The organism is Arcobacter roscoffensis (assembly GCF_024267655.1).
GTDB lineage: Bacteria > Campylobacterota > Campylobacteria > Campylobacterales > Arcobacteraceae > Arcobacter_B > Arcobacter_B roscoffensis.
Window position 1 is genome coordinate 622,178 of the sequence record NZ_CP100595.1, and the last position, 25,554, is coordinate 647,731.

At 27.2% G+C, this 25,554-nt stretch carries 17 protein-coding genes; all 17 read left to right on the forward strand.

All coding sequences use genetic code 11. From position 1 onward, the window contains the following. Nucleotides 1–41 precede the first annotated feature (41 nt). The 17 genes from NJU99_RS03065 (at nt 42) to NJU99_RS03145 (ending at nt 25,551) form a co-directional block, all read left to right on the forward strand. Nucleotides 42–935: a PhnD/SsuA/transferrin family substrate-binding protein gene (locus tag NJU99_RS03065; protein WP_254577272.1), complete on the forward strand. Its 894-nt coding sequence runs from the start codon at nt 42–44 to the stop codon at nt 933–935. Further along, nucleotides 932–2,479 carry a HAMP domain-containing sensor histidine kinase gene (locus tag NJU99_RS03070; protein WP_254577273.1) on the forward strand — a complete coding sequence of 516 codons (1,548 nt, stop codon included), beginning with the start codon at nt 932–934 and terminating at the stop codon, nt 2,477–2,479. Before NJU99_RS03065 ends, NJU99_RS03070 begins: the two co-directional genes overlap by 4 nt. Then, on the forward strand, nt 2,476–4,296 hold the full coding sequence (locus tag NJU99_RS03075) for an HD domain-containing phosphohydrolase (protein ID WP_254577274.1): 1,821 nt from the start codon (nt 2,476–2,478) through the stop codon (nt 4,294–4,296). Before NJU99_RS03070 ends, NJU99_RS03075 begins: the two co-directional genes overlap by 4 nt. Further along, nucleotides 4,286–5,188: a response regulator transcription factor gene (locus NJU99_RS03080; RefSeq protein ID WP_254577275.1), complete on the forward strand. Its 903-nt coding sequence runs from the start codon at nt 4,286–4,288 to the stop codon at nt 5,186–5,188. Before NJU99_RS03075 ends, NJU99_RS03080 begins: the two co-directional genes overlap by 11 nt. Beyond that, nucleotides 5,181–7,745, forward strand: coding sequence for a sensor histidine kinase (locus NJU99_RS03085; protein ID WP_254577276.1), 2,565 nt, complete (start codon nt 5,181–5,183; stop codon nt 7,743–7,745). Before NJU99_RS03080 ends, NJU99_RS03085 begins: the two co-directional genes overlap by 8 nt. Before the next feature lie 81 nt (nt 7,746–7,826). Then, nucleotides 7,827–9,107 carry a GGDEF domain-containing response regulator gene (locus NJU99_RS03090; RefSeq protein WP_254577277.1) on the forward strand — a complete coding sequence of 427 codons (1,281 nt, stop codon included), beginning with the start codon at nt 7,827–7,829 and terminating at the stop codon, nt 9,105–9,107. Nucleotides 9,108–9,358: 251 nt separating this feature from the next. Beyond that, nucleotides 9,359–10,912, forward strand: a complete 1,554-nt coding sequence (locus tag NJU99_RS03095; RefSeq protein ID WP_254577278.1) for a 2-isopropylmalate synthase — start codon at nt 9,359–9,361, stop codon at nt 10,910–10,912. 162 nt (nt 10,913–11,074) lie between these two features. Next, entirely contained in the window at nt 11,075–13,084 is a 2,010-nt protein-coding gene (locus tag NJU99_RS03100) for a DUF1538 domain-containing protein (RefSeq protein WP_254577279.1), read from the forward strand. Beyond that, a complete protein-coding gene (locus NJU99_RS03105; RefSeq protein ID WP_254577280.1) occupies nt 13,047–13,376 on the forward strand; it encodes a thioredoxin family protein in 330 nt (109 codons plus the stop codon). Before NJU99_RS03100 ends, NJU99_RS03105 begins: the two co-directional genes overlap by 38 nt. Before the next feature lie 6 nt (nt 13,377–13,382). Next, nucleotides 13,383–13,802 (forward strand): heme-binding domain-containing protein, encoded by a 420-nt coding sequence (locus NJU99_RS03110; RefSeq protein ID WP_254577281.1) that lies wholly within the window; start codon nt 13,383–13,385, stop codon nt 13,800–13,802. A 1-nt stretch (nt 13,803) separates the two neighbouring features. Beyond that, nucleotides 13,804–16,554, forward strand: coding sequence for a MutS-related protein (locus NJU99_RS03115; protein ID WP_254577282.1), 2,751 nt, complete (start codon nt 13,804–13,806; stop codon nt 16,552–16,554). Nucleotides 16,555–16,669: 115 nt separating this feature from the next. After that, nucleotides 16,670–18,877: a hypothetical protein gene (locus tag NJU99_RS03120; RefSeq protein ID WP_254577283.1), complete on the forward strand. Its 2,208-nt coding sequence runs from the start codon at nt 16,670–16,672 to the stop codon at nt 18,875–18,877. Beyond that, on the forward strand, nt 18,858–20,756 hold the full coding sequence (locus NJU99_RS03125) for a tyrosine-type recombinase/integrase (RefSeq protein WP_254577284.1): 1,899 nt from the start codon (nt 18,858–18,860) through the stop codon (nt 20,754–20,756). The genes NJU99_RS03120 and NJU99_RS03125 overlap by 20 nt, the downstream gene beginning before the upstream one ends. Before the next feature lie 2 nt (nt 20,757–20,758). Continuing rightward, nucleotides 20,759–21,223 carry a hypothetical protein gene (locus tag NJU99_RS03130; RefSeq protein WP_254577285.1) on the forward strand — a complete coding sequence of 155 codons (465 nt, stop codon included), beginning with the start codon at nt 20,759–20,761 and terminating at the stop codon, nt 21,221–21,223. Next, complete coding sequence (locus tag NJU99_RS03135) at nt 21,220–22,620, forward strand: tyrosine-type recombinase/integrase (RefSeq protein WP_254577286.1); 1,401 nt, start codon at nt 21,220–21,222, stop codon at nt 22,618–22,620. Before NJU99_RS03130 ends, NJU99_RS03135 begins: the two co-directional genes overlap by 4 nt. 149 nt (nt 22,621–22,769) lie before the next feature. Next, nucleotides 22,770–24,329: a type I restriction-modification system subunit M gene (locus tag NJU99_RS03140; RefSeq protein ID WP_254577287.1), complete on the forward strand. Its 1,560-nt coding sequence runs from the start codon at nt 22,770–22,772 to the stop codon at nt 24,327–24,329. Continuing rightward, nucleotides 24,313–25,551, forward strand: a complete 1,239-nt coding sequence (locus NJU99_RS03145) for a restriction endonuclease subunit S (RefSeq protein WP_254577288.1) — start codon at nt 24,313–24,315, stop codon at nt 25,549–25,551. Before NJU99_RS03140 ends, NJU99_RS03145 begins: the two co-directional genes overlap by 17 nt. Nucleotides 25,552–25,554 lie beyond the last annotated feature (3 nt).

Here is a 25,554-nt window from a genome sequence, read left to right on the forward strand (position 1 = left end):
ATAATGTAACAAATAATATAATTTATTAAGCTGGAAAAACTATGAAATTAATTTTCAAAATATTTTTAACTATTTTATTGTTAAATATAAATTTAAATGCAAATGAAAAAAAATATGAATTTAGTTCAACGTTTGGTTTCTTACAAACTGGAACTATATTAAATAGATTTAAAGATGCAAGGGTTGCTATGAAAGTTTGGCTTGAAGATATAGCATCATCGTATGGTGGTGATTTATCTTTAAAGTTTTATGATAGTAATAACACATTATACAAAGACTTTGTTGATCATAGAGTTGATATGATAGTTTTAAATCTGCCTTACTATTTTATAAATAGAGAAAAAATTGATAAGGATGCAATAGACTTTTGGTCTATTGCTATGAGTAAAGATAGATATATAAAATACTATTTGATTAGTTCAAAAAATAGTAAAATCAATAATTTCAATGATATTAAAGGAAAATCCATAAGTATCACTTCAAATGACACAGTTGGAAATATATGGATAGATAAAAAATCTTTACAGACTTTTAGAACTTCTTATAAAAATATATTTTCTGAAATTCATCCTGTTCTAAAAGAATCAACTGCACTTTTAAATGTATTTTTTAAAAAAAGAGATTTAGCTGTTGTTACTAAAAAAACTTGGGATACAATGGTGGAATTAAATCCATCAATTAAAAATAAAATTAAAATAATTGATGAAACAAAAGAAAATCATCTTCCTTTTATTGGTTTTTTCTCAAAATATGCAGACAAAAGATCAATTGATGCTTTTTTTGAATTAAGTGCTAATTTAAGAGATTTAAAAGGAAGTAGTCAGGTTATTGATCTTTTAAAGTTTGAGTCAATTTTTAAAGTAAAAGAAGAGTCTTTGATAGAACTTGAAAATTATTATAAAGAGTATGATATTTTAAAAAAGAGATATGAATGAATAGTATTATAACAAAAGTATTTTTACTTATTTTTATTTCTATATTTACTGTTTTAGCAGTATTTTCATACAAAGCAGTAGAACTTCAAAAACAATCAATTTTAGATAACCTTAAATCACAAGCTAAAAGCATTGCCTCATCTATTACATATGTTAACACCGATTATATGATAATTGATGATGAAATTAAGTTATTAGAATTCTCTTATAATTATATTCAAACTTCTAAGAATCTACACTCTTTTTCAATCACTAGAAAAAATGGAAATAGCTTAGTTATAACTAAGTCCAAATGGAGTGTTGAAACTACAATAAATAAAGACTATAACTTTGAAGAAGAATCAAAAATTACTTATTCTAAGTATGCACAAAAGGCTGCTTATTTTTATAGATATCCCATTATACTTTCTGGTATTAAATGGGGATGGATTGATTTAGAATTATCTCTTGATGAATATTATAGCAAGCTTGATACTATGTATACACAGTTTTTTTATTTAGCAATTACCATGGTTGTAGTTGCATTTTTCGCTTCTTTTTTTATTGCAAAGATGGTTAGTAGACCAATTGTAAAATTAGAGGCTATATCAGAAAATATTTCAAATGGGGATTTAAGTAAAAGAGCAGAAATTAACTCTTCAGATGAAATTGGAAGATTGACAAAAAGTTTTAATAACATGGTTGATAACCTTGAATTATCACAATATAAATTAAAAAAATCTCATGACGAACTAGAACTAAGAGTTTATGAGAGAACAAAAGAGTTAAGAGCTTTAAATGATACTTTGGAAGATAGGGTAAAAGAGGAGATTTCTAAACAAAAAGAACAAGAGCAAATTTTAATACAACAATCAAAGCTTGCAGCTATGGGTGAGATGATTGGAAATATTGCACATCAATGGAGACAGCCTTTAAATGCTTTAGGTTTAGTAATGCAAAATATTCAGTTTTCTTATCAGATGGATGAGCTTGATGATGAATTTATGCAAAGATCAATTGATAAGGTTAATACTTTAACAAAAAGTATGTCAAAAACTATTGATGATTTTAGAAACTTTTTTAAGCCAACAAAAGAGAAGCTACAATTTAATTTAAAAGATTTAGTTTTAAAATCAAGCTCTTTAGTTGAGTCTGCATTTAGTCATCATGAAATAAATATAATGCATAAAGATTTTGTTGATATTGATGTATATGGATTTGATAATGAGTTCTCTCAAACAATTCTTAATGTATTAAACAATGCAAAAGATGCAATTGTTGAAAATAAAATAAGTGATGGTATTGTAAGCATAACTTTAGATCAAGATGAAAAGTTTGGAAGAGTAATTATTCATGATAATGCTGGCGGTGTTCCAGAAGATATTATTGAAAAAATATTCAATCCATACTTTACTACTAAAGAAGAGGGCAAAGGGACAGGAATAGGTCTTTATATGTCTAAAATAATAGTTGAACAAAATATGGATGGGAAATTAGAAGTTAAAAATGAAGATGATGGAGCTACTTTTACAATTAGTATTCCTTTATTTAAAGGGGAGAAATGAGTGAGATAAAAAAACAGTTAGAGTATCTAAAAGAACTTGTTGTTTTGTATGTTGAAGATGATGAAAAAATAAGAGAAGAAATAATATTTTTTTTAGAGCGACGAGTTAAAAAGCTAATTGTGGCTTGTGATGGACAAGAAGGATTAGAACTTTATAAAGAAAATAATGTTGATTTAATTATCACAGATATTCAAATGCCAAGACTTGATGGTATTAAAATGAGTGAGCAAATAAAAAGTATAAATAAAGATGCTAGAATAATTGTAATTACGGCATTTAATGATAGTGATTACTTACTTGACGCTATTAATTTAAATCTGAAGAGTTATCTTACAAAACCCCTTGATTTGATGAAATTATTGAATAGTATGGTTGATAGTGCAAATGACTTATATCTAAAGAATAAAAATCAAGAACTAATCAATACTTTTGAACAGTATAAAAGTGTTGTTGATGAAAAAACTATAGTTTCAAAGGCAGATATTAATGGAAAGATCATTTATGCTAACAAGCCATTTGAAGAAATTTCTGGGTTTTCTAGAGATGAGATTTTAGGTAAATCTCATAATATTATTAGGCATGAAGACACAAGTGATGAACTTTTTGCTGACTTATGGAAAACTATTTTAAATAAAAAAGTTTGGACAGGAAAAATTAAAAATAAAAAGAAAAATGGTGATTATTATATAGTTGATACTATTATAAAACCTATTTTAGATTTAGATGGGAATATTCAAGAATTTATAGCTTTAAGAAACGATATAACAGAGCTTGAACGTTCTAAAGAGTACTTTCAAAATGAGAACTACAAAACAACAAAGAGTTTAAAAGAATCAATAAGTATTGCAAAAACTTACCAAGAAGCAATTGATAATTCCAATATGATTATAAAAATTGATAAAAATAGAAAGATAAAATCAGTAAATGATGCTTTTTGTAGAGTAAGTAAATATGAAAAAAGTGATTTAGAAGGTAAAGATTATACTATTTTAAAAAGCCCCGACATTAGCAATAGAGAGTATGAGAATTTTATAAATGAAATGTTCGATACTTTAGCCGAGGGTAAAACATGGAAAGGAAAAGTTTCAAATATTGGAAAAGATGGTAAAAATTTCCATTGCAATACATATGTAATACCTCTTAAGAATAATGATGGTGATATTTATGAGTATATGGGGATAAGACATGATATTACAAAAATTGAAAACCTTCATAAAGAGTTGGAAGATACTCAACGAGAATTAATATATAGACTTGGAGAGGTTGGAGAAACTAGAAGCAAAGAAACAGGTAATCATGTGAAACGAGTAGCTTTATATTCAAAACTATTAGCTAAAAAATCAGGTTTAAGTGAAAATGATATAAATAGAATTTATACAGCATCACCTATGCATGATATAGGAAAAATTGGAATTCCCGATAGTATTTTAAACAAGCCAGATAAACTAGATGATAATGAGTGGGATATAATGAGAACACATTCTTCATTAGGCTATAATATTTTAAAGAGTTCCTCTAGACCGATTTTACAAGCAGCAGCAATTATTTCATTAACTCACCATGAAAAATGGGATGGTACAGGTTATCCAAATGGACTAAAGGGTGATGCTATTCATATATTTGGTAGAATTACAGCCATTGCAGATGTTTTTGATGCACTAGGGAGTAAAAGAGTCTATAAGCAAGCTTGGCCTTTAAAAGATATTTTAAGTCTTTTTGATGAGCAAAAAGGAAAGCATTTTGACCCAGAACTTATTGAATTATTTATGAGTAACTTGGATGAATTTTTAGAAATAAAAGAGAAATATGAAGACTAAAATAGAAAAGATTGATAAGAAGCTGTTTAATAATATAAGTATATTATATGTAGAAGATGATTCTATGACCTCAGATGAAGTCTCTTTTTTCTTTCGTAAATATATAAATAAATTTTATGTTGCAAAAAATGGAAAAGAGGGTTTAGAGTTATTTAAAGAACATAAACCCGATATGGTTATAACTGATGTTCAAATGCCTATTATGAATGGTCTTACAATGAGTGAAGAAATACTTAAAATTAGTCCATCCACTCCTATCGCTTTAACAACTGCTTTTAGTGAAGGAAACTATATTTTAAGAGCAATTGAGTTAGGTATAGATAAATATATATTAAAGCCAATAAATATAAAAGAGATGTTTGCTGTAATTCAAAAGTCATTAAATCTAAAAACAAAAAAACATTTAGAATATTATGATGAGTATATTGAATTTATCTTAAATTCAAATCCGACATTTATGTTTATTATGCATAGTGAAAAAATTGAACATGCAAATGATTATTTTTTAGATTTATTAGCTTGTAATGATATTCAATCATTTCAAAGTCAAATTAAAAGTTGTGAAGATCTTTTTGAGATAGAAGAACTAAAAGATGAAAATGTTAATTGGATTGAGTATATAAAAAATAGTTCTAAAGAACAACATGTTATATCTTTTAAAAATCCTAGTTTCAAAGACTATTTTAATAAACAATTTATTGTAAGCTATAAACATTTTGAGACAATAAATAAAAGTGTTTTTATCTTTAATAATCTAAATGAAATAAAACTAAATAAAATCAATTCCCTTGCAAAAGAAATTTTAAAAAAGAATACATTAGATAATGAAAGTTTATTATACTTAGAGCAAATAATTAGCACATCAAATCAAGAGTTAAAAATAAATGAATAGTTTTAGTATAAAAATTAAATTAATTGTAATCTTTATTTTAATAAAAATAATTCCCTTATTATTAATATCATATATAGCATATAATGGTGCATTAAAATTGGATGCATATCTTAAAAATAGTACAGATTATGTTTTTTCTCAAAGTAAAGAAATTATTATGCAAACAGCAGATCAGTCTATTGATGATAGTATTAAGAATTTAGATAAAAAGTCTCAACTCTCTTTAGAAAGGTTATCCCTAGAAATATCACAAAAGATTGCTCAGTTTTTATACCAAAGAGATGAAGATTTAATTTTTTTATCAAAATTACCTATAAGTCAAGATATATTGCAAAAGTTTTATGAAAGTAAAAATAGATATATAATTAGTCATGGTGAATATATTTATGATGATAAATCAAATACTTGGATAAAAAAAAGTAAAAGTAAAGAAAAAATATCTAAAATAGAAAATATTCTAGAAGATAATACAAGAGAATTTAATTATACAAATTTAAAAGAATTAAATAAAAAACAAATACCTATTTATAAAGAAATCTCTTTATTTGATTTAAATGGAGTTGAAAAATATAAAGTCTCTTCAATTAATCAAAACCTACTTGATGTTTCAAAAAAATATAATACCTATATAAACTCTGAAAACTATTTTAAAGAAATTCATTCATTAAATAAAGGTGAAATTTATGTTTCAAATGTAATTGGAGAATACGTAAAGAGTAATGTTATAGGTACTTTTACAAAAGAAAAAGCAAATAAGCAGAATTTAGATTTTGACCCAAGTAAACATGCCTATGCTGGAAAAGAAAATCCTTTAGGAAAAAGCTTTGAAGGTATTGTTAGATTTATTACACCTATTTATGAAAACAGTAAAAAAGTTGCTTATTTGTCTTTAGCTTTAGATCATGAGCATATTATGCAGTTTACAGATACAGTAAATCCTACATCTAATCAAGCAGTGCAAGACATAGCTGATGCAAGTGTTGGAAACTATGCTTTTATGTGGGATAATAAAGGAAGAAATATTTCCCATCCAAGAGATTATTTTATAGTTGGTTTTGATAAACAAACAGGAGAATATGAGAAACCATGGTTAAGCAAAGATCTGGAAAATGAACTTCAAGAATCTAAAAAAGAGTTTAATGAATTTTTAGGACAATATCCAAGTTTTAATAAGCAGTCATTGAAAAATAAACCTAATATTAAACAATTACTATACGATGGAAATGTAGGATTAGATTGTAGATATTTAAATTTTGCTCCTCAGTGTACAGGTTGGATGCAATTGACAGAAGATGGAGGATATGGCTCTTTTTTAATTTATTGGAGTAATGTTTGGAAACTAACTACAGCTGCATCAATTCCATACTATACAGGACAATACAAAGATACTAAAAGAGGCTTTGGATTTGTAACAATTGGGGCTAATGTAAATGAATTCCATGAAGCAGCTAATCAAACAAAAAAGAGTATTGAAGAAATATTAGTTAAGCAAACAAATAGCATGGAAAAAGTTGTAAAAGAGAATGAATTTGAAATTATTAAGTTTATTGACTCTTTAATAAACGAATTGACATTTGTTACTATTATTATGATTTTACTTGTAATAATAGTTGCTTTATATTTATCTTCATATATAAGTAAGAAAATTGAAAACTTATTGCTTGGAACAAAAATGTTTTCAAACAATGATTTTTCTTATCGAATTGAAGTTACTTCAAACGATGAAATTGGAAAACTTGAAAATTCATTTAATGAAATGGCATCTAAGCTTGAAAGAGTTTTAAATGAATATAAAGATTTAAATAAATCTTTAGAGAGTAGAGTAAAAGAAGAGATAAAAAAGCAAAGAGAACAGGAGCAATTATTGATTCATCAATCAAAATTAGCTTCAATGGGCGAAATGATTTCTAATATTGCTCACCAATGGAGACAACCTTTAAATGCATTGAGTTTAGTTATTCAAAATATAAAGTTTGCGTATGAAATGGATGATTTAAATAAAGATTATTTAGATAAATCAGTTAATAAAGCTAATCTTTTAACAAGTAATATGTCAAAAACTATAGATGATTTTAGGGATTTTGTAAAACCAAATAAATTAAAAACTGATTTTGATTTACAAACCTCAATTGAAGAAGCAATTTCTTTAGTAAAGGCTAGTTTTTCAAATAATGAAATTCAAATAGAAAAAGAATTTGATGCTGATGGTTTTAAAATACTTGGATATAAAAATGAGTTTGAGCAAGCAGTATTAAATATTTTAAACAATTCAAAAGATGCATTAGTTGAAAAAGAAATTGACAATAAAAAAATAATAATAAAAACACAAGTTAAAAATAATAAATATATAATTAGTTTTTCAGATAATGCAAATGGGATAAGAGAAGAGGTATTAGAAAAAATATTTGAACCCTATTTTACTACTAAAGAAGAAGGTAAGGGTACAGGTATAGGGCTTTATATGGTAAAAACTATTATTGAGAAAAATATGATGGGTAAAATAAAAGCCTTTAATTATAAGAATGGATTATGCACAAAGATAATATTTTACATTTAAGCATTGAAATAGTATAAATATATATAACTTTAATATTATTAATGATAAAATAAAAAAAATAACTAGGTATAACGAAAAATAATGAAAAAAATAAATAAAGAACTACTTTCTAACCTTACTGTACTTTATGTTGAAGATGAAGATATGATTCGAGAAGAAGTAACATATTTTTTAAATAGAAACATACCTAATTTTCATACTGCAAAAAATGGAGAAGAAGGTTATGAACTTTTTCATAAAATAAATCCAGATTTAATTATTACTGATATTCAAATGCCAAAGATGAATGGTATTGACATGCTAAAAAAAATTAATAAAAAGAGTGTGCCAGTTATTGTAACTACAGCTTACTCTGATTTAGACTATTTTTTAAAAGCAATTGAACTTCAAGTAAATAAATTTGTAATAAAACCTATTGACCTAATGCAGTTGATATATGATATTCAAGACTGCTTTTTAACTAATCACTTAAGAGATCAACTTTTTGAGAAGGATAATTTACTTGAAATTGTTGATGAAAACGTTTTATTATCAATTACTGATAAACATGGAGTTATAATTGATGCAAGTAGTGCATTTTCACAGTTTGTAGGATATGATAAAACAGAACTTATAGGCAATAAACACTCTCTTTTAAGACACGAAGATACTCCTGATGAATTTTATGAGAATATGTGGAATCAAATACATTCGGGAAAGGTTTTTAGTTCAGAAATTAAAAATAGAAAAAAAGATGGAGAGGTTTATTGGGCTAATCTTACAATAACACCAGCTTTTAATAATGGTGAAATAGTAAACTTTACTGCAATTAGACAAGATATTACAGATAATAAAAAATTACAATTATTATCAATTGAAGATGATTTAACAAAACTTTATAATAGAAGACATTTTAATGAAATTTTAGAAAAAGAAATAAGAAGAATAAAAAGAGAGAATATTAATTTAAGTCTTTTATCTTTAGATATTGATCATTTTAAAAAATATAATGACACCTATGGTCATCCAAAAGGTGATGAGATATTAAAGCAAGTTGCAAAAGCTTTAAAAGAATCAACTTCAAGAGCAACTGATTATGTGTTTAGAGTTGGTGGAGAAGAGTTTTGCATTATATTTTCAGGTTTAGATATAGAAGATTCTATGACTTATGCAAAACAAATTGTAAAAAATATTGAAAACCTTAAAATTGAGCACGTATGTAATTCTGCAAGCGAATATGTAACAATATCAGCAGGACTTATAGTTCAAAATTCAAAATATATTGAGGATGAAGAAGAATTATATAAAGCATCAGATAAAGCATTATATAAAGCAAAAGTGAATGGAAGAAATCAAGTATATTTATCAAATAAATCAAAATAGTCTTGACAAATTTAATTTTATTAATTATACTTAAGCTAATTAATTTATTCAGGAGAGAAAATGAAAATTTTTGATTTTTACAACAATCAATTTATAAAAAGTGTTAACTCTCTTCTTCTACTTAAAATCTCTCTCTAATTACTTAAATTAGACTTTACATATTTAAATCAAATATAAAATAAATCGTTATAGTTTTCTTTTTTATAAAATAAAAAAAGATATAATATTGTATATTTTAAAGGGTACACACAATGGATAAAAATAAAATTATAGTTTTTGATACTACATTAAGAGATGGTGAGCAATCTCCTGGTTGTTCTATGAATACAGAAGAGAAAATAAAAGTTGCTTTACAGTTAGAGAAGTTAGGTGTTGATGTTATTGAAGCTGGTTTTGCTGCTGCTAGTCCTGGGGACTTTGATGCAGTTTCTAGAATTGCAGAGCAAGTTAAGAACTCTTCAATTTGTTCTTTAAGTAGAGCTGTTGAAAATGATATTAAACAATCTGGTTTAGCTGTTTCAAAAGCTCCATTACATAGAATTCATACTTTTATTGCAACAAGTCCAATTCATATGCAATACAAGTTAAAAATGAGTCCAGATGAAGTTATAAAAAGAGCAGTACATGCAGTAGAGTACGCTAGAACATTTGTTGATGATGTTGAATTTTCATTAGAAGATGCTGGAAGATCTGAGATTCCATTTATGAAAGAAGTTATGGATGCTGTTATTGCTGCTGGTGCTTCAACTATTAACTTACCTGATACAGTTGGTTATAGATTACCAAATGAATTAGGTGCAATGGTAAAAGAATTATCTGAATTTGCAGGAGATAGAGCAAGAATTTCTGTTCATAACCATAATGACTTAGGTTTAGCAACAGCAAATACTTTAGCAGCAGTTTCAAATGGAGCTAGACAAATTGAAGTAACAATCAATGGTTTAGGAGAGAGAGCTGGTAACTCATCTTTAGAAGAAGCAGTAATGGCTATTAAAACTAGAAAAGATGCTTTTGGTGAATTATATACAAGTATTAATACTCCTGAAATTTATCCAACTTCAAGATTAGTTGCTACTATTACAGGTGTTGAGCCACAACAAAATAAAGCAATTGTTGGTAAAAATGCATTTGCTCACGAAAGTGGTATTCACCAAGATGGTGTATTAAAACACCAAGAAACTTATGAAATTATGAAACCAGAAGATGTTGGTGTATTTAAAGACTCGACTTTAATCTTAGGTAAACACTCAGGAAGAGCAGCATTTAGAGATAAAATTGATCACTTAGGTTTTGACAAGGTTAGCGATGAAGAATTAAACGCAGCATTTGAAAGATTTAAAATTTTAGCTGATAAGAAAAAAGATGTTACTGATGATGATATTAGAATGTTAATTACTGATGAGTCATTAAATAGTGGTAAAACTTATGAATTAGTTGGATTACAAATCTCTGATTGCTCGAACGGTATGCCAATGGCAGCAGTATCAATTAAACATAATGATTCAATTATGCAAGATGCAAATATTGGTGAAGGTACAATGGATGCAATCTTTAAAACTATTGATAGATTAACAGGAATAAATGGAAGCTTACAAAGTTATAATGTAACTTCTGTAACAGAAGGTAAAGACGCACTTGCAAAAGTTACTACAAGAGTAAGTTTTGATGATAATGCACCTTCATTTGTAGGACATGGTTTAAGTATTGATACTATGTTAGCAACTGCAAAAGCTTACTTAGGAAGTGTAAACTCATACCTTTCTCAAAAAGAGAGACTTTCTAAAAATAGCGAACACCAAGTTTAATATTATAAAGTAGAATTTCTACTTTATAATAATCCCTTACATATTTAAAAATAACTTAACTCATATACTCAACTTTATCCAATAATTCAGTAAAAACAATGTAAAATCTATATATTAACTAAAGTTAAAATAACTTTAGGATTAGTAGGAGACATAAAATATATGATGCAATTTAACTTCTTTTTGAAGCTATTAAGAGAATCATTTAGGGATTTAATTCCTATAGTTGTAGTTATTCTTTTCTTTCAACTAGCAATTATCCAAGCTGTACCCGAGGGGTGGGTTAGCACTGCGATTGGATTAGCTATTGTTGGTGTTGGATTAGCTATTTTTTTACAGGGACTTGAAATTGGTATCTTCCCAGTTGGGGAAGGTTTAGCAAGGGATTTTGCAAAGCATGGAACAATGCTTTGGGTACTCTTTTTCGCTTTTTTGATAGGATTTGGTACTACTATTGCAGAACCAGCCCTTGCAGTAATAGCAGATAAAGCAGCATCCATTTCTAGTGGTCGTATTGATGCGACTATGTTAAGGCTTGTTGTTGCAGGATCTGTTGGATTTGCTATTTTCTTAGGTGTATATAGGATTTATAAAGGGCATCCAATACATTACTATATTATTGCAGGTTATTTATTAGTTGTTAGTGTTACTTTCTTCGCTCCAAAAGAGATTATTGGTCTTGCTTATGACTTAGGTGGGGTTACAACTTCAACTGTAACAGTTCCTTTAGTTGCTGCACTTGGTATTGGACTTGCAACAACTATTAAAGGAAGAAATCCTGTAGTTGATGGTTTTGGTCTTATTGCCTTTGCATCTTTAACTCCTATGATTTTTGTACAAATTTATGGTATTGCTGTTTACAACTTAGTTGATGCAAAAGATGTAGCTGCTGTTGCTGTTGAAGCTGCTGTATCTACAAATACTAGTATTTCAATTACGTCTTTATTGATGGGACTTTTTAATGTTGTAAAAGATGTTGCACCTATCTTATTTATCATTCTTTTCTTTCAATATGCTGTATTAAAGAAAAAAATAGAAAATATTAAAACTGTATTTTTAGGTTTTTTCCTTGTAATTTTAGGTCTTGATGCTTTTATTCTTGGGCTTGAAATGGGTCTATTCACTCTTGGTGAAACTATGGCTTATCAATTAACAAAATCTGATTCTGTAATGATGATTTATGCCTTTGCTTTTGCTATTGGTTTCTCAACAACTATGGCAGAGCCTGCACTTATGGCTATTGCTAAAAAAGCAAAAGATATTTCAGATGGTAAAATTAATGATTTTGTTTTAAGAATATTTGTTGCTTCTGGTGTTGCTATTGGTATTGCTTTAGGTGCCTTTAGAATTGTAGATGGTGGGCATATTCACTACTATATTATTGTGGGATATATGACAGTAATTATTCTTACATTTATTGCACCAAAGTATATTATTCCTATTGCTTATGATAGTGGTGGAGTTACAACTTCAACTGTTACAGTTCCTTTAGTTGCTGCACTTGGTATTGGTCTTGCTACAAATATTGAGGGTAGAAGTCCACTTATTGATGGTTTTGGGCTTATTGCATTTGCTTCTTTATTTCCAATGATTACTGTAATGCTTTATGGTATTATCACTGAAAAAATGGGTGTAAAATCAGATACTGAGATTGAAAAAGAAGAGCTATTAAAAGATGCTTTAGTTGATGCTGAAAATATGAATTTAGCTACGGTTAATATTGATGGTTCATCAGTAAGACACTCTTTAGACTTAGAATTTAGTGCTGTTGTTATAATAGTTCCTGTTGATAAAAAACTTGATGCCATATCTGCTGCACATAAAGCAGGGGCTTCTGGGGTTACTGTATTAAGAGCAGACGGTATCGGTCTTGAAGAAATGGCTAATTTCTATAGAACAAGTTTTGAAGCAAATGATGCCTTGCTTCTATTCTTATTACCTAAGTATTTAGTTAATGATGTTATAAAATCAATTATTCATTCATTACATATAACTACTACAGGAAAAGGTATTGCTTTTGCCTTCCCATTAACTCACATGAAAGGTATTTCTTTATCAAAAGAAGATATCTTTAAAGAGAAAGCTTATGAAGTTAAAATTGATAAAAATGATAAAGAAGAAGTAAAAGAAGATGATGAAACAAGCCACAAAACTAGTTCAGCTTCAAGATAGTATTAATACAGGGGAACCTGTATTAATATATTTTTCAGGAGAGAATTGTTCGGTATGTAAGGTTTTAAAACCAAAAATTGAACAAAGTATAAAAAAAGAATTTTCAAGATTTGTAATGTATGAAGTTAAGACTGATTTGTATAAAGAACTTACAAGCCATTTTACGGTATTTTCTATACCTACAATATTGGTCTATTTTGATAAAAAAGAGTTCAAAAGATATGGAAGAAACATATCTATATCTTTATTTATTGAAGAGCTTAAAAGACCATATACTTTAATGTGCGAGTAAGGATATATGAAAAGAACACTTTTAATTTTTCTTTTAGTATTTATTGCAATGCAAGCAATACAAACAGAACAAAAAAACTTTGCTGTTGATAAATCTTTAGAGATTCAAGCACCTGATGAGATTATGACTATGTTTAAAACTTCTTGTTATGACTGTCACTCAAATGAAGCTAACTGGCCTTGGTACTCAAAGATAGCACCTTTTTCTTGGATTATTACTGAACACGTAGATGATGGAAGAAAATGGTTGAATTTTTCTGAATGGGAAAATTATACCGAAGAAGAAAAGAAGAAAAAGCTAAAAGGTATTTATCGAACTGTTTATGCTGTAATGCCTTTAAACTCATATCTTTGGCTTCATGAAGAAGCTGACCTTACAAAAGAGCAAAGAAAGCAAATAAGAGATTGGACGGGAGTAAGAAGATAAGGTGAGAGAAGAAGTAGCAGAGCTTTTAGCAGATAAAAAAACACTATTAACTATCACATATTTTAAACTACAAGAACTTTTTGAAAAAAAATATGGAGAGAACACTGTAGTTCTTATGGAAATAGGAACTTTTTTTGAAGTATATGAAGTTAACAATGATGAAATGAAAATAGGGAAAGCAAAAGAAATTGCTGAACTATTAAATATTCAATTAACAAGAAAAAATAAAACTATTCTAGAAAACTCTCCTGAAAATCCTATTATGGCTGGAGTGCCTGCTATATCTTTTGATAAACATTTAGCCAGAATAATCGCTGAGCAAAAATATACAGTTGTTGTAATAAAACAAAAAGGTGTTCCTCCTAAAGTTAGTAGATATTTAGATACAGTAGTAAGCCCTGGTACAAACTTTGATTTTGTAATTGATCAAGATGAAAACAATATTACTTCTTTGGTTGTTGAGCAAATAAAGGGTATTTATTTACTGGGATATAGTGCAATTGATGTAACAACTGGTAAATGTTATTACAACGAAGTTCACGGAACTAGTGAAGATAAATTTTATGCTTTAGATGAAGTATTTAATTATATGAATATGCATAAAACAAATGAAGTAGTTGTTAGTTTTGCAGATAAAAATATCAATCAAAAAGAAGTAATTGACTATTTAGAACTGAAATTAAAAACCTTTCATATAGGAACTTTTAGACCAAAGATAAACTATCAAAATGAGTTGTTTAAAAATGTTTTTAATATCCAATCTTTATTAACTTCAATTGAACATTTGGATATGGAAAGAGTTCCTTTAAGTACAGAAGCCTTAGCTATTTTGATTGATTTTGTTATAGGACATGATTCAAATATAGTTCAAAAACTATCTCTTCCTCAAAAGCTTGATATTGGAAAATATATTTATCTAGGAAACAATGCCCTAGAGCAGTTAAATATAATAGAAACAAATCATAATCCAAGTTTGATTAAACTTATGAATAACACTTCAACAGCAATGGGAAAAAGGCTTTTAAAAGAAAGACTAACTCATCCTGTAAAAGATACAAAAGAGATACTTAGAAGATTTAACCTTTCAAAAGAGTTGTTTGATTATCATGGACCAATAGAAAATGAATTAGCAAATATCTACGATATTGAAAGACTTACAAGAAGAATAAAACTAAGCAGACTTCATCCTTTTGAGTTAAACTATTTATATGATTCATTGCTTAGTATAAAAGAAGTAGTTACATTTATGGAGAACTACAAGTTTTTAACACCTCCTTGTAGTAGTGCTGAACTAACACTTTTTGTTCAATCAATTGATTCAACTTTTGACTTAGCAATTTCAGGTAAATATATGCTAAAAGATGTTGAAGCAAATATGGTCTGTGAGGGAATAAATACTCAAATTGATGAACTAAATGAAGAAAATATTGAACTTTATTCAAAGTTGGAGCTTTTAAGAAAACATATTTTAAAGTTTTTAAATGCAAAAGATGATTCAAACTTTGTAAGTATAAATAGACTTGATAAAGAAGGTTTCTTCTTAAGTATGACTAAAAATAGGTTCAATCTTATAAAAGAAGAACTATTAAACTCTCATATTATAGTTGATGATGACTTGCTTTTATTTAAAGACTTTAAAATAAAAGTTCAAACAAATTCAGTTAAGATTTTTTGTAAATTAACTGAAAATGTAAGTGATAAATATGTACATAATCTAAAAAAAATAGTTGAGCTAAATAAACTAGTATTCAAAGAAAAACTAGTTGAATTTGAAAAGAAGTTCTCTAAACTTTTAGAAGAGTTAGTTCAGTTTATAGCTGAGGTTGACTTAACTGTATCAAATATCAAAACAGCTAAAAAATACAACTATACTTGTCCTAAAATAGTAAAAACAAAGGATGAAGAAAACTTTGTGGAACTTATAGATTTAAGACATCCAATCATTGAAGCAAATGAAGAGCAGGGTATTTATGTACCAAATGATATTATCTTAGGTGAGTTATCTTATGCTTCTAAAGAGTATAAAGATAATGTAATTATTAAAAACTCAAATCCAATAAATCTCAAAGATAATAAAATGCATGGAGTTTTACTATATGGTATAAATTCCTCAGGTAAATCCTCACTTATGAAATCAATAGGTATTGCAGTTATATTGGCACAAGCTGGATTTTATGTACCTGCTAAATCTATGAGATTTTCAATATTTGATGCTGTTTATACTAGAATTAGTGGGGCTGATAATATAGCAAAAGGTTTATCTTCTTTTGCAGTTGAGATGTTAGAGCTTAAAAATATTTTCAATAGAGCAAGTAAGAAATCACTTGTTTTAGGTGATGAAATCTCCCATTCAACTGAGACAATGAGTGGCTTAAGTATAGTTGCAAGTGCTATTTTAAAACTAGCAAAATTAGAGTCTATTTTTGTATTTGCAACTCATTTACACCAACTCCCAGAGATAAAAGAGATTCAAAATCTTAAAAATATAATAGCTCTTCATTTATCTGTAATGTATAAAGATGATGAGGATAAACTTATCTTTGATAGAAAGTTAGCATATGGAAGTGGCTCTTCTATGTATGGTTTAGAGTATGCAAGATCACTTCATATGGATAAAGAGTTCTTAAGTGTAGCAAATGACATAAGAAAAAGACTAACAGATGATTATGATAAAATAGAAAGACTTACTCATAGAAAAACATCTAAGTATAATAAAAATGTATTTGCTTCTACTTTTAAGTCAGATTTTTAAAAAAGTACAATAACTTAATTATATTAAAGTTTTTTAATAAAAAATAAAAAGTACAATAAATATTGCAAATTGTAATATTTTTAGTCTTCTATTAATTTTTATGATATATTTTTTTATGGCAAGAAAATCAAAAAAACTGAAATTAAATTTATTAGAAAAAGATACTCAAGAAAAAGTTGAAAATAAAATACATTTTGATACTCAAGAATCTTTACTAGCTAAAGAACATTATGGCTTTTATCTAATTGGAACTTTAACAAGAGCAACTTCAAATTATGATCCACGAATATATTTGTCTTATAATCACAAGGTTAAATATTTTAAAGAAAAATCGAAAAAACAGGCTTCTTTTAAAAAACAAATAAGAAGAAGTTTAGTAGAAGTATTTGACGGTAACGAAGATTATATGAGTTTAATAAAAGATTTCATAAATAAAAAATTATGGGATAAAACTTATAAACGTACTAAAATCAAACATATTATTATTGGACTATCATTATTTATAAAGCATTTAAAGAGTATAAATAAGATATATCTAAGCTTTGAAGAAATAAATAAAATTGATTTAGATTTAATATACAGTGATCATAAAAAATCAGGTCTTAATACTATTAGGAGTCTAGATATGTTTTTTGGTGAATTAGGCATACCTATTAATCAAATTCTTATTTCAAAAAGAAATATGAATTTACCTATTAGAAAACTTGGAAAAAAACTAGATTATTCTATATCATCTAGTTTAGTCTTTCAATTTGAAAAAAATATTAAAGACTGTTTTGTTAAAACTAAAGTGATTGTTAATGAATATTGGGATTGGATTGAAGAGTTTAATTCAGTTTCATTTATAACTGATGATGATTTGTTGAGAACATTATTTGATTTTTTAGAAGAATACCCAAATAGAAGAAATAATATTTATGTGCAATTATTATCCTTAAAACTACTTAGTGATTTTAATATGGATGTTGATTTCTTATTTTACACTAAATCAGAAATAAAAACAAAATTAAATGCTGAACAAATTCGTAACCTAGAAATTAAAAAAATGGAATTAAAAGAAAAGTCCTTAAAGGGTAAGAATATAAATATAAAGAATAAAAAATATGCTTTTTATTGGTTACGAGAAATATTTCCTAAATATCCATTTGATAATACTATTTCAGACAAATATAAAAACTTAACACAATCTGAACTTCCTTTAGTGAGGAGTTGGATTAGAAAACATTTTGATGTAGCATTAAAAGATTTAGATGATAAAATGTACCCTCAAAATAATGATATTTATCCATTATATCTCTTACTATTAATTAAAACAGGTGTAAATCAGGAGGTTTTAAAGAATTGGAAAGTAAAAAGAAATACAAATGGTTTATATTCTCCTGTATGTGATGAACTTGATTTGTTTACTATTATAGATGGAACAAAAGAAAGAAGTAATTCAAAAATATCAGTTGTTTTACCAAATGATTCCTTAGTGAAAAAATATTTAGATTTTTATATTAAATGGGCTACTCCTATATACATGCATTCTGAAAGCAATAAGTTATTTCAATATGCTAATAATTCTGGTGGAATTAGTAAAAAGTATCAAGAAATAGGCAATGGCTTCTTGACTAATATAAAAAATTCACCTACTTCATTTTTTAAAGTTTATGAAATTATTGGTATCAATAGGGAAAGACTAAACGAAATAGATCATACACAAATAAGAAAAAGTCATAATTACCAGGATTTTTTGAGAGGTAAGAGTGAATATGAAAGACAATTAAAGAAAAATCACAAATCAAATGATACAACTAAAATTCATTATGAAGATCAAAACTTTGAATGGGTACAAAGTAAAAAACATAAAATTGCACTTACACAGAATCTTATTGTTGGAATATTTAAAGGAGAAATTACAAGAGAAGAACACAAAACAGCGAATTTATTTGTAGTTGGACCAATGTCTGACTGTAAGAATAATAGAATGCCTACGTTTGAAAACACACCTGTGCTTAAAGAAAATGAATTTTGTATTGATTGGACTAAGTGTTTAAGTGGTTGTGATAAGTCTTGTGTGATTCCTAAAGTTCATGGTCCTGTAATTTTTTCATGGATTAATTATATGGATGAGCAAAGAAATGATTTTGTAAGAGAACAAGATTGGGAGAAGGAGTATTTCATAGATTATCAATCAGCTCAAAATACTATAACACATTTTACTCAAGAAGAAATTGATTTTTCTAAAAAAGAAGCCGATAAATATAATAACTTTGTGAAAATGAAGTTTTCAAGAACTGTAAAATTGAAAGGATATACTAGTGAAGAATGTATTAACTAAATTAGAAAATGTAACAACAGAAAAAGAGTTATATTCATTATTTAAAGATGAAAAGTTTCCTAATTCTGGAAACTCTAATTTTTTTGATAGAAGTATTTCTCTTGTAGCTACTGGGGGTATTTTAACAAATTATGAAGTAAAAGTTGAAGGTATACCTGGTTTTTATATTAGATTATTACTTTTTCTTAAACTAAGTGGTTTAATGGGTAATATTCCTAAAGGAAATGGTCAATACTCTTATTTTGGTTACTTACATTCTTTTATGTATACAGTAACTAACTATAGCAACATTAAAAGGATAGACGACATTGATAGTAATATTGTGGACAAATATATAATTGATAATGTAGACATAGAAAAATTTACTAGTACACATATTAGGAAAAAAATATTGACTTTTACAGAATATCTAAGTTTTAATATAAAACTTCCTTTTTTTCTCCAAGTAAATGAACAAATATTGGAATCGGTAAGATTTAAACAATTAGTTTCTGATGGTAAGAAGGAAGCTGTAGAGAAAATTAATGGAGTTGGATTAAGGAAAACATATCCTTTAGTTGATTTAAAAATTATTATATCAGACTCAATAAATTATATTGAGTCTCACTCAAATGATTGCTTAGAAGCTGCAAGAATTTATAAAAAAATTCAAAATCTTAATTCTGAGTTAAAATATAGAACTATTTATAAAGTATTTATGGAAACTGAGATTCAATTTGAAGAGCCCATATTAAAAAAAATACAAAAGAAAGTACTTCTAAGTAAGACAAAATATTTAAATGCTGGAAATGGCAAAAATTTAGGTAGAAGTATTAATGAAATCCCTGTAAACTCTTTACATAGATGTGTAGAACAATTAGAAGTATCTTGTGTTGCTGTTATTTTGTTAATGACTGGTATGCGAGTTGGTGAATTAACTATGCTTGATAGAAATATAGAAATATCTCATGATGAACATTATTATTTAGACCGTATTGTATATAAAACTGCTGAAACTGCTGATGGAGAAAGTTTATCTATGCCTGTACCTCTTATTTGTAAAAAGGCATTAGAAATATTATCTGAATTAGCATATATAAAAGATGGTAAAAAAACAGGGAGTATAATATTAACTGCTTTAGAATATAAAAACGTACAAAGTGTCAGACCAATAAGAATTAACCAATTACTAATAAGATATTGTGAAAGATTGAATTTAGATCCGATCACACCTCACCAGTTTAGACATGCGATGGCTTTTTTGATAGTACATATAAATGAAAGTGATGGATTGGAACTTGCTAGAATGTTTCTTGGACATTCCTCAATAATAATGACATTACAATACATGGCTTATTATAATAATGAAATAAAAGATGCAATTGACGAATTAACAAAAGAAGAGTCTATTTATTTTGTAGAAAAAATTACTAAATATGTATATGAGAAAAAAAAGATATTTGGTTACAAAGGTGAGAGGTTAATGCCTAATCATAAGTTTGCAGGACAACAAGTAGAAGATTTTGTAAAATTAATGAGAAAGGGTCTTTTGAAGTTAATTGAAGAAGAAAAGTTAGCAATAATTCAAACACCAGTTAGTTTATGCATGCATGATTTATCTAAATATGAAGACTTATCTTGTCAAAGAGGATTTAATATAAAAGATATCGTTGCTAATGGTCCAGCTCCATCAAGATGTAAGGGTGCTAATTGTGCTAATGCTTTATTTTTTGAAGAACATATAGAAAAGTTGAAAGATAATATGTATGCAGATATAGAACCTTCTTTAAAAGAAAGATTAGAAAAAAATACTTATTTTATGGAAGCAGGTGGCTTTGAACAAGATCCTTATAGAAAAGTAATAAAAGATTATGATAATTATAAAAAAACTGGATCATAAGTATGGCAAGAGATACAAAAGATATTAGAGACTTAAAGTTAAAAGCATTGAGTGAAGCTATAGATATACTTAAAAATGAATCTACACCAACTTCTAATAATGTAACTATATCAAAAGTTATTGATTTGGCAAATGAATTGTATGACAGTAAATTGCCAACAAAAATTAGTCCTACGAGTTTAAAAAAACCCACTAGTATTGAATTTAAAACATTAAAAGAAGAGATTGAGAGTTATAAAAAAGAACATAAGAAAATTAAAAGTACTGTATCTAAAAAATCAATAGATGAAGTTAAAAGACTCAAAAATCAAATAGATAACTTATTAATAGAAATATCAAAATATTATGATGATAAATTATTGCTAAATGAAGAACTTATCCAAAAAGAAAAAACTATTAAAAAATTAAAGAATGAAAGAGACTTGTATTTTAATAAAATTAAGTTATTAGAAAGTCAATTAAAATGAATATTGAAACAAAAACAATTTCACACCCTAATTTAAAAAATAGAGAAATTACATTACTTTTAGTTAATAATAATATAGATATTCCATCAACAGAGTTTTTCATTTATGAATCAAGATATGGAGGTAGACATGGTTCTTTATTGGGAAAGAGTAGTCATTCAAGTATTGCTTTTCAAATAGCAGAATTATATCGTCATTTAAATGAAATGGGTTTAAAATGGAATGAGGCTACAGAAAATGAAATAAGAATAATAAGAAATGCAATGTTGTGTTGGGATACAAATAACAACAAAGACTATAAAAGTTATCCATATGAACCTATTAAAAATGATTCAATGAATCATAAATTAAATACTTGGTTCAAATTTTATAAGTATATGGAAAAAATCAATATTTCAAATAACATGGTTTTAACTACAAGAAAGTCTAAAAAATTTAAACCAAAAGGATTACTAAATCACTTAGATAAAAGATCTAGTTTAATTGAACATGAATACGTAGATACATGGACTTTAAAAGTAAAACCTTCTCCTAAATTTTTATCTTATCATGCATTAAGTAGAACAGAGTTCTCTAAACTAAGACAACATTTACGAAATATAGATGTTGTTTATGAAATGATTGTTTTATTTATGGTTGAGACAGGGTTGAGAATTACGGCTGCTTTAGAAGCTGTTGAATCTGACTTTAAAGGATTATTAAAGTTGTATGCAAGTGGAAAAGGAATTAATGATATAACTAAAAAGTCATATATAGCAAAAGGAGGTGATATTAAACAATATGATTTACCTTTAAGAACTATGCAAGAAATAAATGATAATTATTTAATAAGAATATATAATGAACGTAAGTATCTTTATGAAGAAAGATGTGAAAGACTTAATATTGAGATAAATGATAGTCTAATTTGGATTTCAAAACGAGGGAAAGAAATAAAAAAACATGATGTTTGGACTGTATTTAATGAAGTATCTGAAAAAATGGGAAGAACTGTAAATAAGATTACTCCTCACTGGTTAAGACATACATTTGCAACATGGACTATTATGGATGTTGCAAATGTAAAGGGAATACCACTTGAAAATACAGGGGTTACACCTAATCCTTTATTGATTTCTGCTTTACAACAAAAACTTGGTCATGCTGATGTTATAACTACAATGAGATATATTGCTACAGCATTAAAACTAATGGGTTTAGATTTAAATGACGGAGGAGTCAAAGTATCACTAAGAACATTTTTACAAGATAAAAAATCTCAGGAATTAGTAAAAAGAGAAGCAAAAATAGAATTTGGTGATAATTTTGATGAAGAAAATTTTGATGTTGTAAAATACGCACTCTCAAGAGAAATCGTTATAGATGATGAATTAGTTCAAAGTAAAAACTATAATTAAATAAAATAAGAGATATTTATTTTAAATTTAATAGTTCTTGCTATGATGTGAAGTTATTTTATGAAATACTATTTATAGTTTAAATAAAACAATAATTTAATAATATTTAGATAAAATAACTTAAATGATATATTAGGATAAATAATATAATGGCAAAAGCTAAAAAGCAAAAGAGTATTGAAGAGACACTATGGGATAGTGCAAATAAGTTGAGAGGAACAGTTGAATCATCTGAGTACAAACATATTGTATTAAGTCTTATATTTTTAAAATTTGTAAGTGATACATTTGAAGAGAGAAAAGAACAGTTAATAGAACAAGGTCAAGAAACATTTGTTGATATGGTAGAGTTTTATACTATGGAGAATGTTTTTTATCTTCCTGAAAACTCACGTTGGTCATATATCAAACAAAATGCAAAGCAAGATGATATAGCACTTAAAATAGATACAGCATTATCTACAGTTGAAAAAAACAATCCATCTTTAAAAGGTGCATTACCTGATAACTACTTCTCAAGATTAGGACTTGATGTAAGTAAACTATCTGCTTTAATAGATACTATCAATAACATCAATACTATAGAAGACAAAGGTCATGATATAGTTGGTCGTGTATATGAATACTTTTTAAGTAAATTTGCCATAGCTGAAGGTAAAGGAAAAGGAGAGTTCTATACTCCAAAATCTATCGTAAATCTTATAGCAAATATGATAGAGCCATACAAAGGTAAAATCTATGACCCTGCTTGTGGTTCAGGTGGTATGTTTGTACAGTCTATGAAGTTTATAGAAGCTCATAAAGGGAATAAAAAAGACATTTCTATATATGGACAAGAATATACATCAACTACATATAAACTAGCAAAGATGAACTTAGCAATTAGAGGAATATCTGCAAATCTTGGAGATGTACCAGCTGATACATTTGCAAAAGATCAACACAAAGATTTAAAAGCTGATTTTATTATGGCTAATCCTCCTTTTAATCAAAAAGATTGGAGAGGAGCAAATGAACTTCTAGATGATCCAAGATGGTCAGGATATGAAGTACCACCAACATCAAATGCAAACTATGGATGGATACTTAATATGGTATCAAAATTATCTCAAAATGGTGTAGCAGGATTTATCCTTGCAAATGGAGCATTAAGTGGTGGTGGAGATGAATATAAAATAAGAAAACAGCTAATAGAAAATGATTTAGTAGAATCTATTGTTATCTTACCTAGAAACCTTTTCTATACAACAGATATTAGTGTTACTATTTGGATTTTAAATGCAAACAAAAACAAAAGAGAGTTTGAGCAAAATGGTGTAAATAAAATTCATAGAGATAGAACAGATGAAATATTATTCATGGACTTAAGACAAAAGGGTATTCCATTTGAAAAGAAATATACTCAATTAGATATTGAAACAATAGATGAAATTTCATCTATTTACCATACTTGGCAAAGTGATAAAGACAAGTATGCAGATATAGCTGAATATTGCTACAGTGCTTCAATAGATGAAATTGTTAAAAAAGACTATTCCCTAGTTCCTAGTAAATATATTGAGTTTGTAAATAGGGATGAGAATATAGACTTTGATACAAAGATGACAGCTTTAAAAGATGAGTTTACACAACTACTAAAAGATGAAGAACAATCAAAACAAGAATTATTAACAGTATTTAAAGAGTTGGGTTATGAAATCAAACTATAAAAAGCTTGGTGAGTATATTAGATCTATAAACAATAGAAATAAGGAGCTAATTTCTGAAGATTTACAAGGACTTAGTATGTCGAAAGAATTTAGAAAAAGTACTTCAAATATTATCGGTACAGATTTAAAAAATTATAAGTTGGTTTATAAGCATCAATTTGCTTGTGATTTTATGTCAATTATTCGTGTACACAAATTTCCTGTAGTTTTACATGTAGAGATAGAACCAATAATTGTTTCACCAGCATATACTGTCTTTGAAGTGATTGATGAAGAGGTACTCAACCCACAGTATTTGATGATGTGGCTTAGAAGAACTGAGTATGATAGATATGCAGACTTTAGGTGTGATAGTGCTATAAGAGGTGGTTTTAAATGGGAAGAATTATGTGAATCAGAAATTCCAATTCCATCAATAGAAAAACAAAGAGAGATAGTAAAAGAGTATCACTCTATTACAGATAGAATCAAACTAAATGAACAATTAAACCAAAAACTAGAAGATACAGTACAAAGTATATATACAGAGTGGTTTGTAAATTTTGAATTTCCAGATGAAAATGGTAAGCCATATAAATCTAGTGGTGGGGAAATGGTTTTTTGTGATGAATTGGATAGAGAGATTCCTAAGGGGTGGGAACTATTACCATTATCTGATTATTGTGATATTAATTTCAGTAAGAGAATCTTTCTTTCTGAATATACAACAGAGGGTGTACCTTTTTATCGAAGTAAAGAGATTATATTAAAAAAACAAGGCAAGTCAATTTCAAATGAACTGTATATATCAAGAGAAAGATATTCTGAAATAATAAGTAGATTTGGTGCTATTTCAAAAGGTGATATTTTATTGTCAGCTGTTGGCACTATTGGAGTTAGTTATATGGTTCAAGAAGAAGAGTTTTATTTTAAAGATGGGAATCTTTTCTGGTTCAGGAATTTTAAAGATGATAGCATAAATTCTTATCTATATGAATGGATGCAGAATGAAGAATTTAAAAAAGCTATAGATGAAATCACTTTTGGTTCAACTCAAAAGGTAATTACTACAACAGCGTTATATGAAGTAAAAGTACTATTACCTTCTAAAAAAATCAGAGAAAAGTTTAGCAATCTTAGTAGCACTATAAGAAACAATATTAATATGAATAACCATCTGACTTTTTGCCTTGAAGAATTACAAGAAACTTTACTTTCAAAAATGGCAACTATAGAGGGGTAAGGA